The sequence below is a fragment of the Martinezella sp. CNPSo 3964 genome (genome assembly GCF_057784375.1).
The window spans coordinates 429,601-443,154 of record NZ_JBXSOW010000005.1 but is presented as its reverse complement, the minus strand read 5'-3'; the positions used below and the strand labels follow the sequence as shown (position 1 = coordinate 443,154).

Here is a 13,554-nt window from a genome sequence, read left to right as displayed (position 1 = left end):
AAGTTAGTCCCAACAATCGCAATGATTTGGGAGTATCGGCGTGAAGACGAAAAAATTGATCAACGAAGGCGCCGCCGCCGTCGATGAGATGCTGACCGGCATTTTGGCAGCTCATCCGCGCCATCTGCGTGCAGTCGACGGATCGCCGCGTTCGATCGTGGCGAACCATGGTCCACGGGCCGGCAAGGTCGGTCTGGTCATCGGCGGCGGGTCCGGGCACGAACCGACATTTCTCGGCTTTGTCGGCAAAGGGCTGGCCGATGCCGCCGCCATCGGCAATGTCTTCGCCTCGCCGCCGCCAGATCCGATCATCGAATGCGCAAAAGCCATCGATGGCGGTGCTGGTGTGCTGTTCATGTACGGCAACTATGCCGGCGACGTCATGAATTTCGACATGGCTGCGGAAATGCTTGCCATGGACGATATCGAGGTGCGTACCGTGCTGACGACGGATGACATCGCCTCTGCGTCCATCGATCAGAAAGAGCGCCGTCGTGGCGTTGCCGGCAACGTCTTCATCTTCAAGGCCGCAGGTGCTGCCTGTGATCTCATGTACGGTTTCGACGATGTTGAACGAGTGGCGCGCTGGGCAAATGAACGCACCTATACGATGGGTGTAGCGCTTTCGCCCTGTTCGCTGCCGCAGACACGCAAGCCGAACTTCGAGATCGGCGCCGATGAAATGGAAATCGGCATGGGCATCCATGGCGAGCCCGGCGTCGCCCGCGGGCCGATGCGATCGGCGGACGAGGTGACGAGCGAACTCGTCGGCAAGATCCTGGAGGAAATGAAGCCGGCTCGCGGTGATCGCGTCGCCGTGCTCGTCAATTCGCTGGGCTCGACGCCGCTCATGGAGCTCTACATCATGATGCGCAAGCTCAAGGCAATGCTCGACGACGCCGGCCTCGTTATCCACCTGTCGCTGGTCGGCAACTACTGCACATCGCTGGAAATGGCCGGCGCTTCGGTCACGCTCATGCATCTCGACGACGAACTGCAGCGGTTGATCGATCATCCCTGCGATTGCGCCATGTTCCGCTCCGGCGAGGGCTTGGCATGACCACGATCGGAACGGAAGAACTGAAGTTGTTTTTCGTGCGGCTCGCCGACGCAATGGCCCGCGAGAAAGATCGCCTCTGCGAGCTGGACGGCGTGATCGGCGATGCCGATCATGGCATCGCCATGGAGCTTGGCTTTGCCGCCGCCGCCAAAGCGGTTTCGGAACTGGATTCGTCGGCAGCCGACCCGACACTGGTCTTCAATACGGCCGCGAAATCCTTCCTCAACGCGGTCGGCGCCTCATCCGGACCGCTTTATGCGACATCGCTCATGCGTGCGGGTGCCGTCGCCAAGGGAAAATCTTCGTTGAGCGACGACGATATGGTCGAGGTATTTTCGGCCTTTGCGAGAGGTATTCAGGATCGAGGCAAGGCAGAGATTGGCGAAAAGACCATGGTCGATGCCTGGGCGCCCGCCGCCGCAGCCTGTCGCGCCGCCCGAGATCAAGGACTTTCACTTGCCGACTGTTTGGCCGCTGCCCTCAAAGCCGGTGAAACGGGTGCGGAAGCCACCAAAAGTATGATCGCGGCGAAAGGCCGGTCATCGCGCCTCGGTGATCGAGCCTTGGGACACATGGACCCCGGAGCGGCGTCGGCCGTCGTCGTCATGGCCTGTTTTCGCGATCACTTCCTGTGATACTGCTGATAAGCTCATCATACCAGTTGACATGTTGACAACGATTTGTCAAAACCGCCCTCAGCTTTGCTCAGAGGAGGACGGGAGATGGCTATCAGCTCGAAATATGCGCGTTGGTTCGGCGCCGCTGCGATGGCAGCGGCGGCTTTTTCGGCAACCAATGTTGCCGCGGAAGACCTGACGCTGTGGACGCTAAACTTCGACAATGGCGCGGCAAACGGCGCATTGAAGAAGGTGGCAAAAGACTTCGAGGCCGCCAATCCCGGCACCCATGTCGAAATCGTCCAGCGCGGCGTTGACGAACACAAGACCGCACTCCGCGTAGCCGCTGGCTCCAGCAAGGGGCCGGACATCTATTTCAGCTGGGCCGGGCTTGGCCTCGGCGGCGAATACGTGAAGGCAGGTCTCTCGCTGCCGCTCGACAAATACTACACCCAGTACAAGTGGAACGACGAACTGCTTCCCTCGGCCGCCGCCTTTGCCGATCTCTACCCGGGCGGCAAGCACGGCGTCCCCTTCACCTTCAAGGGCGAGGCGATCTACTACAACAAGAAGCTTTTCCAGAAGGCCGGCATCACTCAGGAGCCGAAGACCTACGAGGAATTGCTGGCGGCAGCGGACAAACTCAAGGCAGCGGGAATTCCCGCCTTCACCTTCGGCGGCTCGGTCAACTGGCACGTCATGCGCCTGATGGACGTGCTCTTGGAAACCAAATGTGGCGCCGACAAGCATGACGCGCTGATGGCCATGAAGTCCGACTGGACGAAGGAGCCCTGCGCCACCGAAGCCTTTACCGAATTTGCCAAGTGGACGAAGGATTACACGCTGAAGCCCTTCATGGGGATCAGCAACCAGCAGTCCTATACGCTGTTCGTTGCCGGCCGCGCCGCGATGATGCTCGAAGGCGACTGGCTGGTCAGCCAGCTGAGCGGCAGCAAGGTCAACCTCGACGATTACGGCGTCGTGCCGTTCCCGACGAACACAAACCGCCTCTATGGTTTTGCCGAGTACAACTACATCAGCACCAAGAGCAAAAACCCGGATCTTGCCGCCAAATTCCTCGACTATTTCCTGTCGACCAAGGTGCAACAGGATCTGGTCGGACAGATCAGCTCGATCTCGGTCAACAAGAATGTCCAGTACACCGACCAGAAGCCGCTCGAGGCGAAATGGCTCGATATCTTCAAGGCCTATAGCAAGGTCTACATGAACGGCGACCAGGCATTTCCGCTCGATGTCACCACCGAATACTTCCGGGTGATCAACGACGTCGCCTCCGGCAACATCCAGCCGGCCGATGCCGCCAAGCAGCTGCAGACCTTCATCGCTGGTCGCACCTGATCGATCGAGGGAGGCCGCCGTCCGATTGTCAATCGCGACGCACGGCTTCCCTCAACTTCATGCCCACGCGTCAGTTGCCGCCGGGAGCAATCAGAAATGTCATTCCGCAATCGAACACATGATCCCCGCGTCCAGGCAGCGATCCTGCTTGCACCGGCCATGCTGATCTACGCGATTTTTGCGCTTTATCCGATGCTGAACGTGGTGGTGCTGAGCTTCCAGAAGTGGAACGGCCTCGATCCGCAGCGTCCCTTCGTTGGCCTGGCAAACTACCAGTATATCTTCACCCAGGACCCGGTTTTCTGGGTTGCCTTCCGCAACACGGTGATCTGGACCATCATGTGCGTGATCTTTCCGCCCATGGTCGGCCTGCTGCTGGCGCTGAGCCTCAATCAGAAGCTTTTCGCCCGCAATACCTTCCGCGCCATCTTCTACCTCCCGGTCATCATCGCCCCGATCGCGGTCGCGACGATGTGGAAGTGGATGTACGATCCCTTCTTCGGTCTCTTCACCGAAATTTTGACCTCCATGGGTCTGCAGGACTGGATTCAGGACTGGCTCGGCGACAAGGATATCGCGCTCTACTCCGTCTTCGTCGCCTTCCTCTGGCAATCCGTCGGCTTCTCCATGGTCCTGTTTCTTGCGGGCCTGCAGAATGTCTCGCAGACGCTGGTCGAAGCCGCCCGCATCGACGGCGCCGGGCGCTGGAACATCTTCCGCTACGTGACCCTGCCCGCGTTGCGCACGACGCTGACCATCGTGCTGGTGCTCTCGGTCATCTCCTCGCTGAAGGCCTTCGACATCGTCTACGGCCTGACCGGCGGCGGACCGGCGCAATCGACGCAGATGCTGGCGCTCTGGGCCTTCACCCAGGCCATGCAGATCTTCGATTTCGGCCGCGGCGCTGCAATCTCGGTCGTTCTGCTGCTCATCACCATCGCCATCGTCATCCCCTACCTGCGCTGGACGCAAAAGCATGAGGAGGCCGAACAATGACGGCAGCATCGGCCACATCCATATCGGACGATTTCGAGACCATCGCGCCCGCCAAGCGCAAGCGGGACCCGGTGCTGATTGGCCTGTGGATCGCGTTGCTCGTGGTCGCGGCGATCTGGCTTGCGCCTTTCGTCTTCATCGTCTTTACCTCGCTGAAGACGCAGGCCGATGTGACTTCCACCGGCGCCTTCATGCCGCCGCTCGATCCAGCCTTTGAGAATTATTCAAGCGCCTGGGGCCGCGGCAATTTCGCCAATGCCTTCCTGAACAGCACTATTATCACCGTGATCAAGGTGCCGCTCGGGCTCATCCTCTCGGCGATGGCCGCCTATGCGCTTGCCAAGATCCGCATGCGGTTCAGCAAACTGTTGCTGCTCGCCATCGTCTTCGGCACGATGATCCCGTTTCAGGTCATGCTGGCCCCACTGTTCACGCTGGTCAATTCGCTCGGGCTGGTCGACACCTATCCGGGCGTTATCCTGCCCTATATAGCCTTCGGCGTGCCCTATCAGGTCTTTATCCTGCACGGCTTCTTCAAAGGCATTCCGAAGGAATTGTCGGAAGCCGCGCTGATCGACGGCGCAAGCCACTTCACCATCTTCCGCCGGATTTTCCTTCCGGTCTGCCTGCCGGTGCTCGCAGCACTGCTGATCCTCGATTTCGTCTCGACATGGAATGAATTCGCCATGGCGCTCGTGCTCTTGCAGGATCAGCATATGTGGACGTTGCCGCTTGGCCTCATGTCCTTCCAAGGCCAGTTTTCCAATGATTACGGCCAGTTGAATGCGGCAATCGTCATGACCGTGCTGCCGGCCACCATCGTTTATCTGATCTTCCAGCGCTACTTCGTCTCCGGCCTCACCTCCGGCGCAGTCAAGGGCTGAGCGGTCGAACCATCCATACATCTTCCGAGGAGAACATCATGTCCAACGCGTCCGTCGAAAAATGGGGAGTTTTCGAAGCGGCTTTCAACGGTCCTTCCGGCGGCAATCCCTATCTCGATGTGGCATTCGAAGCCGTTTTCAGCCAGAACAGCCGCGAGGTCCGCGTGCCCGGCTTCTATGACGGGGACGGCGTCTATCGCGTTCGCTTCATGCCCGACAATGAAGGTGAGTGGTCGTTCCGCACGCGCTCGCAGACATCGGAACTGGATGGCAAAACTGGCTCCTTCGTGGCCACGAAGCCATCCGAAGGCAACCACGGCCCCGTGCACGTCCATAACAAATTTCACTTCGCCTATGCCGACGGCAAGCCATTCCTGTCCTTCGGCACCACCTGCTATGCCTGGACGCATCAGCCGCTCGAAATGCAGGCACAGACCCTTGAGACGCTGAAAAAATCACGCTTCAACAAGATCCGCATGGGCGTTTTCCCGAAGGACTATCCTTATAACGTCAACGAGCCGCTTTACGCCTGCTTCGAAAAGGGCGCTGACGGCAAGGAAGACTTCGATCGTCCGAACCCCGTCCTCTTCCGTCATTTCGAGAGCCAGGTCGCAGCCCTTTGCGAGCTCGGCATCGAAGCGGATATCATCATGTTCCACCCCTATGACCGCTGGGGTTATGCCGACATGTCGGCCGAGCAGGATTTCCGCTACGTCGCCTATCTCGCAGCACGCCTTGCCGCCTATCGCAACGTCTGGTGGGCGCTGGCCAACGAGTATGACTTCCTCCTCGACACCAAGCCGCTGCAGCAGTGGGACCGCTACTTCCACATTCTCGAAGAAAACGATCCCTACGGCCATCTGAAGTCGATCCATAACGGCGAGCCGACGATGAACTTCGATCATCGCAAGCCCTGGGTCACCCATACCTGCATCCAGAACTGGGATGTAAAGCGCACGCAGGAATGGCGTGAGGCCTATGGCAAGCCTGTCGTCAACGACGAGCCGGAATATGAGGGCAACATCATCCAGTCCTGGGGCAACTTGACGGCTGAGGAGCTGGTGCATCGCTTCTGGATCACGGTTATGCGCGGTGGCTATGCCGGTCACGGCGAAACCTATTCGCATCCGGAAGATCTGATCTGGTGGGCGAAGGGCGGCGAACTGCGTGGCGAAGCCTGGAAGCGCATCGGCTTCCTGCGCGATCTGTTGGAGCAGGATGTCGTCAATGGCCTCGAACCGATGGCCTCGTTCGGGGAATGGCCATGGACGCGCGTTTCCGGCGCGCGTGACGGCGAGCTCCGTTACATTTATCTCGGCGAACATCAGCCCGTCATCTGGTCCACCGGCCTGCCGAAGGACGGGACCGACTATGACGTCGACGTCATCGACACATGGAATATGACGATCACGCCCGCCAAAAAGGTGGAAGCACCGATCCCGCATCCGACGCGCCATGGCGCGATCGTGCGCGGCGGCAAGGCAGATGCCGCCTTTGGCGTGGAACTGCCGGGCAAGCCATACCAGGCGCTCCGCATCCGCAAGAAGCATTGATCGATCCAGAAGGGAAGAATGTCATGTCCGGATTGACCATCAAGAACGTCAGGAAATCCTACGGCGCGGTAAACATCATCCATGGAGTCGATGTCGATATCTCTGACGGTGAGTTCGTCATTCTCGTTGGCCCCTCCGGCTGCGGCAAGTCCACGCTGCTGCGCATGATTGCGGGCCTTGAGGATATCACCGGCGGACAAATCTCGATCGGCGGCCGGGTCGTCAACGACCTGCCGCCGAAGGATCGCGACATCGCCATGGTCTTCCAGAACTATGCGCTCTATCCGCAGATGACTGTGGCGCAGAATATGGGCTTTGCGCTGCAGCTTGCCGGCGCGAAGCGTGCCGAAATCGACGAGAAGGTCGGCGAAGCCGCAAAGATACTGGGCCTGCAGCCGTTGCTGGATCGCAAACCCGCTCAGCTTTCCGGCGGGCAACGCCAACGCGTCGCCATGGGCCGCGCCATCGTGCGCGACCCCAAGGTCTTCCTGTTCGACGAACCGCTTTCCAACCTCGATGCCAAGCTGCGCGTGAAGATGCGCGCCGAAATCAAGGCGCTGCATCAGCGCCTGAAGACAACGATCGTCTACGTGACCCACGATCAGATCGAAGCCATGACCATGGCTGACAAGATCGTCGTACTGCAGGGCGGAAAGGTGGAGCAGGTCGGCTCGCCGCTCGAGCTTTACGATCGCCCGAGAAATGTCTTTGTCGCCGGCTTCCTCGGCTCGCCGGCGATGAATTTTCTAGAAGGCAGGATTACCGGCGGCGCCTCGCCCGCTTTGGTGCTGCCGACCGGCACCGGCATCGAACTCGCCAGCGCTCCGGCTCAGTCGGATGGCCGGGAGGTTGTTTTGGGTATACGCCCGGAAGATCTTTCCTTCGGCTCCGAAGGCAGTGTGACCGCAACCGTTACGGTCGTCGAACCCACAGGCTCGGAAACGCATGTTGCGCTTGATCTGGAGGGCAAGGAATTGACTTGGGTGATGAGAGAACGGGTAGAGCTGACGCCTGGTCAGAAGATACAGCTCTCCCTGAAGACCCCGAACCTGCATTTCTTCGACAAGGCTAGCCAGCAACGGCTGTAGAGGATAGCCGAAGCGCGCTGGCTGGCCCGGATTACTCGGCTGCGCGCTTTTGAGTGCCGCTCATAACGGAAAAGACCCGCTTGATGAACGCCTCGCCATCGAATTGACGTGCAGCGCCCTCGGCCACATGGTCCGGGCGATCGAAGATGAACGCTTCAAGATTGACGATCGGTAGGTTCAATCGTGTGCGCACGTCCCCGATCATCGCCGTATGCGTGACGACAAGCTTGCAGCCGTTCGGTTCGAACCATTCCCGAATGCCCGTCGCCGGTATGGCGGTCACCGACAATCCCTGCTCCATCAAAACCGAGCCGATGCGGGACGCAACTTGCTGGTTATCGAGACAGATCAGCACATCGGCCTGTGAGGGGGACGGTACATGGTTAGCCTGCATCAAGTGACCTCTCGTTCGAACACGAGCGGAATATACCGATTCGGGCGTGACAGGGTGTTATGAGTTGTTACATTTTGTTTCAGAACGATGACAACTCCGACGACCGCGTCGAAGCTAAGCATTCTATCAATTACTAGAGAATATCACCTCAAGATATTGATAAATATATTCATTATAAATCCTTACGAATCCGCCGAGGCGATGCTGATGGCTATCGCCCACTAGGCCAGCGCACGACGCCGGCGGCTATGTCTGAGATCGATGGCCGTGTGCCAGACGATGGTCGCGAAGATAATCGCTCCACCGATAAAAGTGGCAACCGGCGGCATCTCCGAGAAGAACAGCCAGACCCAGAACGGCGTCAAGACGATCTCCATCGAACTGATGAGGGCCGCATCGGCGGCCGGCATTTTTCTCGAACCGAAGAGGAAAAGGACGAAGGCGAGCGCAAAATTCGTCGCGCCGAAAGCCGCCAACAGCAGCCAGTTTTGAATGTCCACCGAGCTCGTCGATGCAAAGGGGACGAAGACGACGAATGTCAAAAGCCCGCTGACGACACTCGACGGCAGGATCGGGATACTGGGGTCCATGCGCGGGATGACGATGATGAGGGCGAAAGTGACCGTCATGCCGAGCGCCAGCAGATCGCCGACACCCGTACCGCCGCCGATCGAAGAGGCAACGATGACCGCAACGCCGATGAGGCAGATGCCGCCGGCAATCAAGGTCCGCTTCGCCACCCGTTCTTTCAGCATGGTCCAGCTGAGAAAAGCAGCGATGAACGGCGCCGTCGCATAGATCATGGTCACGTTTGCGACCGTGGTCGTATAAAGCGCGCCGATGAAGCACGCCTGGCTGATGGTCTGGCAGGCCAGCATCGCCAGCCCGGCAGGATGAAAGATCGATGCCCATTGCCGCCGTGAAAACCCGCCTTCGAGGAAAAAGCTTGGAATCAGCAGGAACAGGCCGCCGAACAGCGACCGCCAGGCGATCGCCGTCCATATGTCCGTGGTCAAAAGGCGCGCGTAGATGCCGCTGCAGCTCCACGCAAGCATTGCTGTCGCCACAAGTATAACGCCCCTCTCATAGTCGCTGGCAAAAGCGGAGCGGGCGGGAAACTGGAATGTCATGTATGGACTCGAGGAACGAAGCAGAAGGAACGCTCCCTGTGTGCGCCGATATTTGACATCAGGCAAACGAATAGTAGAGATAGTAGCTATCAGAAATATTTGTGGCCTGCCATGCGCGAACCGATCGAAAGCGACCTGCTGCGGACCTTTCTCGTCATCACCGAGACATCCAATTTTTCCACGGCCGCTCAAAGGATCGGCCGCACCCAATCGGCCGTCAGCGCCCAGATCAAACGGCTTGAGGATACGATCGGCGAAACGCTCTTCGAAAGAAGCGCCCGCGGGGCCGTCCTGACCCGCGCCGGCACTCAATTGCTTCCCTATGCACAGCGCGTGATCGAGCTTCTGAACGAGGCGGCCGCGAATATCCGCACGAAGCCGCTGGACGGACCGGTCCGGATCGGCATTCCCGAGGAATACAGCCAGACCATTCTTCCCGCCGCCTTGGCGGCCTTTGCCATCAGGCATCCGGCCGTCGAAGTCACTGTCTCCTGCGACTACACAGCGCATAATCTGGCAGCGCTCGAAAAAGATGAGCTGGACCTGGCCGTCGTCTTCGACTGGAACAACCAAAGCAAAGGCGAAGTTCTCTGTATCGATCCAACGGTCTGGGTGACATCGTTGGTGCATCGTGTGCATGAGGCAACACCTCTACCCATCGCCGTTTATCGGGATTCGACATGGTGCCGCGATTTTGCGCTGAAATCATTGGAGCAAATCGGGCGGCGTTATCGTATCGCCTTCATCGCCGATACGAGTTCCGGCTTGAAGAACGCTGTCTCCGCCGGGCTCGCCGTGACGACGCTGTCACGCAGCAACATTCCGCATGGCTGCCGGGAGCTAACAGGCGACGACGGCTTCCCGCCGGTCGATTCCTCACGCGTCGTGCTTCGCCGCAACCCCTATCATTCGAGCGAGGCGATCCGCGAATTGGCGGAAATGGTGCGCGAGGCCTTCCAGCCTATGTCGGCTCTGCTGCAGCCATAGAGCGCCGACGCAGCCTGCGGCGCGTACCAGACGGGCTTTCGGAAAAGCTGGCACGATAGCTGCGGGAAAAGGCCGATGCCGAGTTGAAGCCGGTTGCGTCGGCAATCTCGGTAAAAGAGGCTTTCGTCTCGATGACCTTCCGTCGGGCCGCATTCAGCCTGAGCGCCAGATAGTGCACATGCGGCGGCGCGCCGATGCTCTCCTGAAAGAGTGCCTGGAGATGACGGGCACTGACGCCAATGCGACGGGCAAGACGCGTAAGCACCAGCGGCTGCTCGATATGATCCTCCATCAGGCGGATGGCCTGGGCCACGCGCGGATCGCGCATGCGCAGGCCGGCCGTCGATGGCGAAAGCTCCCCTGCGCTTTGCGTGCTTGCCGGCTCGTAGATGAACAGGCGGCTGACTTCGAGCGCCAGCGAATAGCCCTGCCGCCGCCGGATGATCTCCAGCATCAGATCGACCGTCGGCAACGATCCCGCTGTGGTAATCCGCTTGCCGTCGATGACGTAGCGGTCCTTAACGGCGCGGACCTGCGGATAGGCCAGCGCAAAATCGTCATAGTCTTCCCAATGGACGGCAGCAGAGACATTATCGAGCAGGCTCGCCTCGGCAAGCAGCCAAGTGCCGGACTCAATGCCTGTGACCATCGATCGATGGCGGGCCGTTTGCGACAACTGCATCTTCAACGCCTGCGTCGCGCTGCGCCGCCAATTGTAGCTCGCCAGCACGAAAAGCGGCGTCGTGTCGGATGTCGGTCGGAAGCTGGAGGATGCTGGCACCGGGATGAGGCTCGTCGTTTCTGCGGGAGAACCATCCGGCGTGAAGAGGCGCCAGCGATAAAGCTCCGCTCCGGAAATGCGATTGGCCCCGCGCAAGGGTTCGATGACCGAAGCGATCAAGATCAGGTTCGTCTCCGGAAGGATCAGGAGGTCGATATCGAGCGTCTCATTGGCTGATGTCAGCATTGCCCATTCCCTCGATCATTCCGAAACTGTATCGAATAGTTCCGATAATGCAAAGCATGAAGATGTCTCATGGCTCGTAATGTCTTCAATACGAGGGAGAACAAAAATGCCTCTTGCGATGAATCGCGATGTCTTCATCACCTGTGCCGTCACCGGCGCCGGCGACACGGTTTCCAAATCCAGCCATGTTCCGATCACTCCCAAGCAGATCGCCGACTCCGCGATCGACGCCGCCAAGGCTGGGGCGGCAGTGGTTCACTGCCATGTCCGCGATCCGGAAACGGGCGCTGCCAGCCGCCGCAACGAACTTTACAGGGAAGTCACCGACCGCATTCGTTCTGCCGATATCGATGTCGTGCTGAACCTGACCGCCGGCATGGGCGGCGACCTGATTTTCGGCGATGTCGAGAGCCCTCTTCCGCTGAATGCCAAGGGCACCGATATGGCAGGCGCCACCGAGCGCGTCAGTCACGTTGCCGAGTGCCTACCCGAAATCTGCACGCTCGATTGCGGCACGATGAACTTCAATCTTGGCGACTACGTTATGACCAACACGCCCTCGATGCTCAGGGCCATGGCGAAGAAGATGACCGATCTCGGCGTTCGTCCCGAGATCGAGGCCTTCGATACCGGTCATCTCTGGTTCGCCAAGCAGCTTGCCGAGGAGGGCTTGATCGAGGATCCGGTCCTCATCCAGCTCTGCATGGGCATCCCCTGGGGGGCGCCCGATGACCTCAATACCTTTATGGCGATGGTCAACAACGTTCCCAAAAGCTGGACCTTCTCGGCCTTTTCCATCGGTCGCAATGCCATGGCCTATCCGGCGGCCGCGATCCTTGCCGGCGGCAATGTCCGCGTCGGTCTGGAAGACAATCTCTATGCCGGCAAGGGCATGCTCGCGACCAATGCGCAGCTTGTCGAAAAGGCGGTGCAGGTGGTCGAGGGCATGGGCGCGCGCATCATCGGCCCCGAAGATGTCCGCAAGAAGCTGAAACTGACGAAGCGCTGAGGCCCCGATGACCAAGATCAACAAGGCGGCCTGTATCGGCGGCGGCGTCATCGGCGGCGGATGGATCGCCCGTTTCCTGCTCGCGGGCATCGATGTCGATGTCTACGATCCGCATCCGGAGGCAACCCGCATCGTCGGCGAAGTTCTGGCCAATGCCGAAAAGGCCTATGCGATGCTGACCGGCGCACCGCTTCCGCCGCGCGGCGGGCTCACATTCAGGGATACGCTGGAAGCGGCAGTCGATGGTGCCGACTGGATCCAGGAGAGTGTACCCGAACGGCTCGATCTCAAGCGCAAGGTATTGACGCAGATCGATGCCGCCGCAAGGTCCGATGCGCTGATCGGCTCGTCCACGTCGGGCCTGTTGCCGACGGACCTGCAACGCGACATGCGTCACCCCGAGCGCCTCTTCGTCGCCCACCCCTATAATCCGGTCTATCTGCTGCCGCTCGTGGAAATCGTCGGCGGCGAAAAAACCAGCGCCGCCACCATCCAGGCTGCTATGAAAAGACTGCCGCCCATCGGCATGAAGGGCGTGCATATCGCCAAGGAAATCGAGGCTTTCGTCGGCGACCGCCTGCTGGAAGCGCTCTGGCGCGAGGCGCTGTGGCTAATCAAGGATGATATCTGCACCGTCGAGACGTTGGACGATGTCATCCGCTACTCCTTCGGCCTGCGCTGGGCGCAGATGGGCCTGTTCCAGACCTATCGCATCGCCGGTGGCGAAGCGGGCATGCGTCATTTCCTGGCGCAGTTCGGCCCGGCATTGCAGTGGAACTGGACGAAGCTGATGGATGTCGTCGATCTCGATGATGCCCTCGTCGAAAAGATCGGCCAGCAGTCAGACGAACAGGCCGACGGCCTTTCGATCCGCGAACTCGAACGCATCCGTGACGAAAATCTCGTCGGCATCCTTCAGAGCCTGAAAGGCAGCCATGGCGGCAAGGGCTGGGGCGCCGGCAAGCTGCTGAAGGAATTCGAGCAGCATCTTTGGGCCGGCGGCGGCGGCGCGAAGCAGGCGCTGGACCTTACAAAACCACTGCGCTTGATCGACACCAAGGTCAGCCCGGCCTGGGTCGACTATAACGGCCATATGACCGAACACCGCTATCTGCAGGTCTTCGGCGACACGTCGGATGCGCTGCTGCGCCTGATCGGCGTCGATCTCGCCTATGTCGAGCGCGGCCACAGTTACTATACGGTGGAGACCCATATCCGCCATATCGGCGAAGCCAGGCTCGGCCAAGCCATCCATTCGACTTGCCAGATCGTGGGGGCTGACGAAAAGCGGCTGCATGTCTTCCATGCGCTGCACGACAGTGCGAGCGGCGACATCATCGCCACGGCGGAACAGATGCTGCTGCATGTGGATGCCAAGGCTGGCAAGGCCGCTGCCGCACCGGAGGAGGTGCTCAGCAAATTGGAGCCGATTGCCGCCGCGCACGCAGCCTTGGCCATGCCGGAGGGAGCCGGCCGTCATGTGGGACAAAAACGCTAGGAGGAAGCGATC

Annotated in this window: 13 protein-coding genes; 10 read left to right on the top strand and 3 right to left on the bottom strand. The window is 59.8% G+C overall.

The genetic code is table 11. The features are described from left to right. The first annotated feature begins 40 nt into the window (after positions 1–40). From AC13Q5_RS18535 to AC13Q5_RS18505, 7 genes are all read left to right on the top strand, one after another. Positions 41–1,060 carry a dihydroxyacetone kinase subunit DhaK gene (locus tag AC13Q5_RS18535; protein ID WP_488502697.1) on the top strand — a complete coding sequence of 340 codons (1,020 nt, stop codon included), beginning with the start codon at positions 41–43 and terminating at the stop codon, positions 1,058–1,060. Continuing rightward, positions 1,057–1,695, top strand: coding sequence for a dihydroxyacetone kinase subunit DhaL (gene dhaL / locus AC13Q5_RS18530; RefSeq protein WP_488502696.1), 639 nt, complete (start codon positions 1,057–1,059; stop codon positions 1,693–1,695). The genes AC13Q5_RS18535 and dhaL overlap by 4 nt, the downstream gene beginning before the upstream one ends. A gap of 87 nt (positions 1,696–1,782) precedes the next feature. Next, complete coding sequence (locus AC13Q5_RS18525; RefSeq protein WP_075854202.1) at positions 1,783–3,036, top strand: extracellular solute-binding protein; 1,254 nt, start codon at positions 1,783–1,785, stop codon at positions 3,034–3,036. A 96-nt stretch (positions 3,037–3,132) separates the two neighbouring features. Then, complete coding sequence (locus AC13Q5_RS18520) at positions 3,133–4,032, top strand: carbohydrate ABC transporter permease (protein WP_075854201.1); 900 nt, start codon at positions 3,133–3,135, stop codon at positions 4,030–4,032. Further along, a complete protein-coding gene (locus AC13Q5_RS18515; RefSeq protein ID WP_488502695.1) occupies positions 4,029–4,916 on the top strand; it encodes a carbohydrate ABC transporter permease in 888 nt (295 codons plus the stop codon). Before AC13Q5_RS18520 ends, AC13Q5_RS18515 begins: the two co-directional genes overlap by 4 nt. A gap of 38 nt (positions 4,917–4,954) precedes the next feature. Beyond that, entirely contained in the window at positions 4,955–6,469 is a 1,515-nt protein-coding gene (locus tag AC13Q5_RS18510; RefSeq protein WP_488502694.1) for a DUF5060 domain-containing protein, read from the top strand. Between the two features lie 23 nt (positions 6,470–6,492). After that, positions 6,493–7,557 (top strand): ABC transporter ATP-binding protein, encoded by a 1,065-nt coding sequence (locus AC13Q5_RS18505; RefSeq protein ID WP_488502693.1) that lies wholly within the window; start codon positions 6,493–6,495, stop codon positions 7,555–7,557. A gap of 31 nt (positions 7,558–7,588) precedes the next feature. Here the strand turns inward: AC13Q5_RS18505 and AC13Q5_RS18500 are convergent, their stop codons facing one another. Both AC13Q5_RS18500 and AC13Q5_RS18495 read right to left on the bottom strand, forming a co-directional pair. Then, a complete protein-coding gene (locus tag AC13Q5_RS18500) occupies positions 7,589–7,951 on the bottom strand; it encodes a hypothetical protein (RefSeq protein WP_075854197.1) in 363 nt (120 codons plus the stop codon). A gap of 221 nt (positions 7,952–8,172) precedes the next feature. Next, complete coding sequence (locus tag AC13Q5_RS18495; RefSeq protein WP_075854196.1) at positions 8,173–9,081, bottom strand: DMT family transporter; 909 nt, start codon at positions 9,079–9,081, stop codon at positions 8,173–8,175. A 111-nt stretch (positions 9,082–9,192) separates the two neighbouring features. Here AC13Q5_RS18495 and AC13Q5_RS18490 point away from each other — a divergent pair, with 111 nt between their 5' ends. Continuing rightward, positions 9,193–10,068: a LysR substrate-binding domain-containing protein gene (locus tag AC13Q5_RS18490; RefSeq protein ID WP_075854195.1), complete on the top strand. Its 876-nt coding sequence runs from the start codon at positions 9,193–9,195 to the stop codon at positions 10,066–10,068. On the opposite strand, the gene AC13Q5_RS18485 is transcribed toward AC13Q5_RS18490, so the two are convergent. Continuing rightward, a complete protein-coding gene (locus tag AC13Q5_RS18485; protein ID WP_457878447.1) occupies positions 10,043–11,035 on the bottom strand; it encodes a GlxA family transcriptional regulator in 993 nt (330 codons plus the stop codon). The genes AC13Q5_RS18490 and AC13Q5_RS18485 overlap by 26 nt on opposite strands. Positions 11,036–11,141: 106 nt before the next feature. On the opposite strand from AC13Q5_RS18485, the gene bcoG reads away from it, so the two are divergent. After that, positions 11,142–12,044: a 3-dehydrocarnitine:acetyl-CoA trimethylamine transferase BcoG gene (gene bcoG, locus AC13Q5_RS18480; protein WP_015342966.1), complete on the top strand. Its 903-nt coding sequence runs from the start codon at positions 11,142–11,144 to the stop codon at positions 12,042–12,044. A 7-nt stretch (positions 12,045–12,051) separates the two neighbouring features. Then, a complete protein-coding gene (locus tag AC13Q5_RS18475) occupies positions 12,052–13,542 on the top strand; it encodes a carnitine 3-dehydrogenase (protein ID WP_488502692.1) in 1,491 nt (496 codons plus the stop codon). The last annotated feature ends 12 nt before the right edge of the window (positions 13,543–13,554 follow it).

Coding starts and splice junctions, on each gene's coding strand:
- AC13Q5_RS18485 (WP_457878447.1), bottom strand. CDS start 11,035: ATGCTGACATCAGCCAATGAGACGCTCGATATCGACCTCCTGATCCTT.
- AC13Q5_RS18525 (WP_075854202.1), top strand. CDS start 1,783: ATGGCTATCAGCTCGAAATATGCGCGTTGGTTCGGCGCCGCTGCGATG.
- AC13Q5_RS18505 (WP_488502693.1), top strand. CDS start 6,493: ATGTCCGGATTGACCATCAAGAACGTCAGGAAATCCTACGGCGCGGTA.
- AC13Q5_RS18475 (WP_488502692.1), top strand. CDS start 12,052: ATGACCAAGATCAACAAGGCGGCCTGTATCGGCGGCGGCGTCATCGGC.
- AC13Q5_RS18490 (WP_075854195.1), top strand. CDS start 9,193: ATGCGCGAACCGATCGAAAGCGACCTGCTGCGGACCTTTCTCGTCATC.
- dhaL (WP_488502696.1), top strand. CDS start 1,057: ATGACCACGATCGGAACGGAAGAACTGAAGTTGTTTTTCGTGCGGCTC.
- AC13Q5_RS18500 (WP_075854197.1), bottom strand. CDS start 7,951: ATGCAGGCTAACCATGTACCGTCCCCCTCACAGGCCGATGTGCTGATC.
- bcoG (WP_015342966.1), top strand. CDS start 11,142: ATGCCTCTTGCGATGAATCGCGATGTCTTCATCACCTGTGCCGTCACC.
- AC13Q5_RS18495 (WP_075854196.1), bottom strand. CDS start 9,081: ATGACATTCCAGTTTCCCGCCCGCTCCGCTTTTGCCAGCGACTATGAG.
- AC13Q5_RS18515 (WP_488502695.1), top strand. CDS start 4,029: ATGACGGCAGCATCGGCCACATCCATATCGGACGATTTCGAGACCATC.
- AC13Q5_RS18520 (WP_075854201.1), top strand. CDS start 3,133: ATGTCATTCCGCAATCGAACACATGATCCCCGCGTCCAGGCAGCGATC.
- AC13Q5_RS18510 (WP_488502694.1), top strand. CDS start 4,955: ATGTCCAACGCGTCCGTCGAAAAATGGGGAGTTTTCGAAGCGGCTTTC.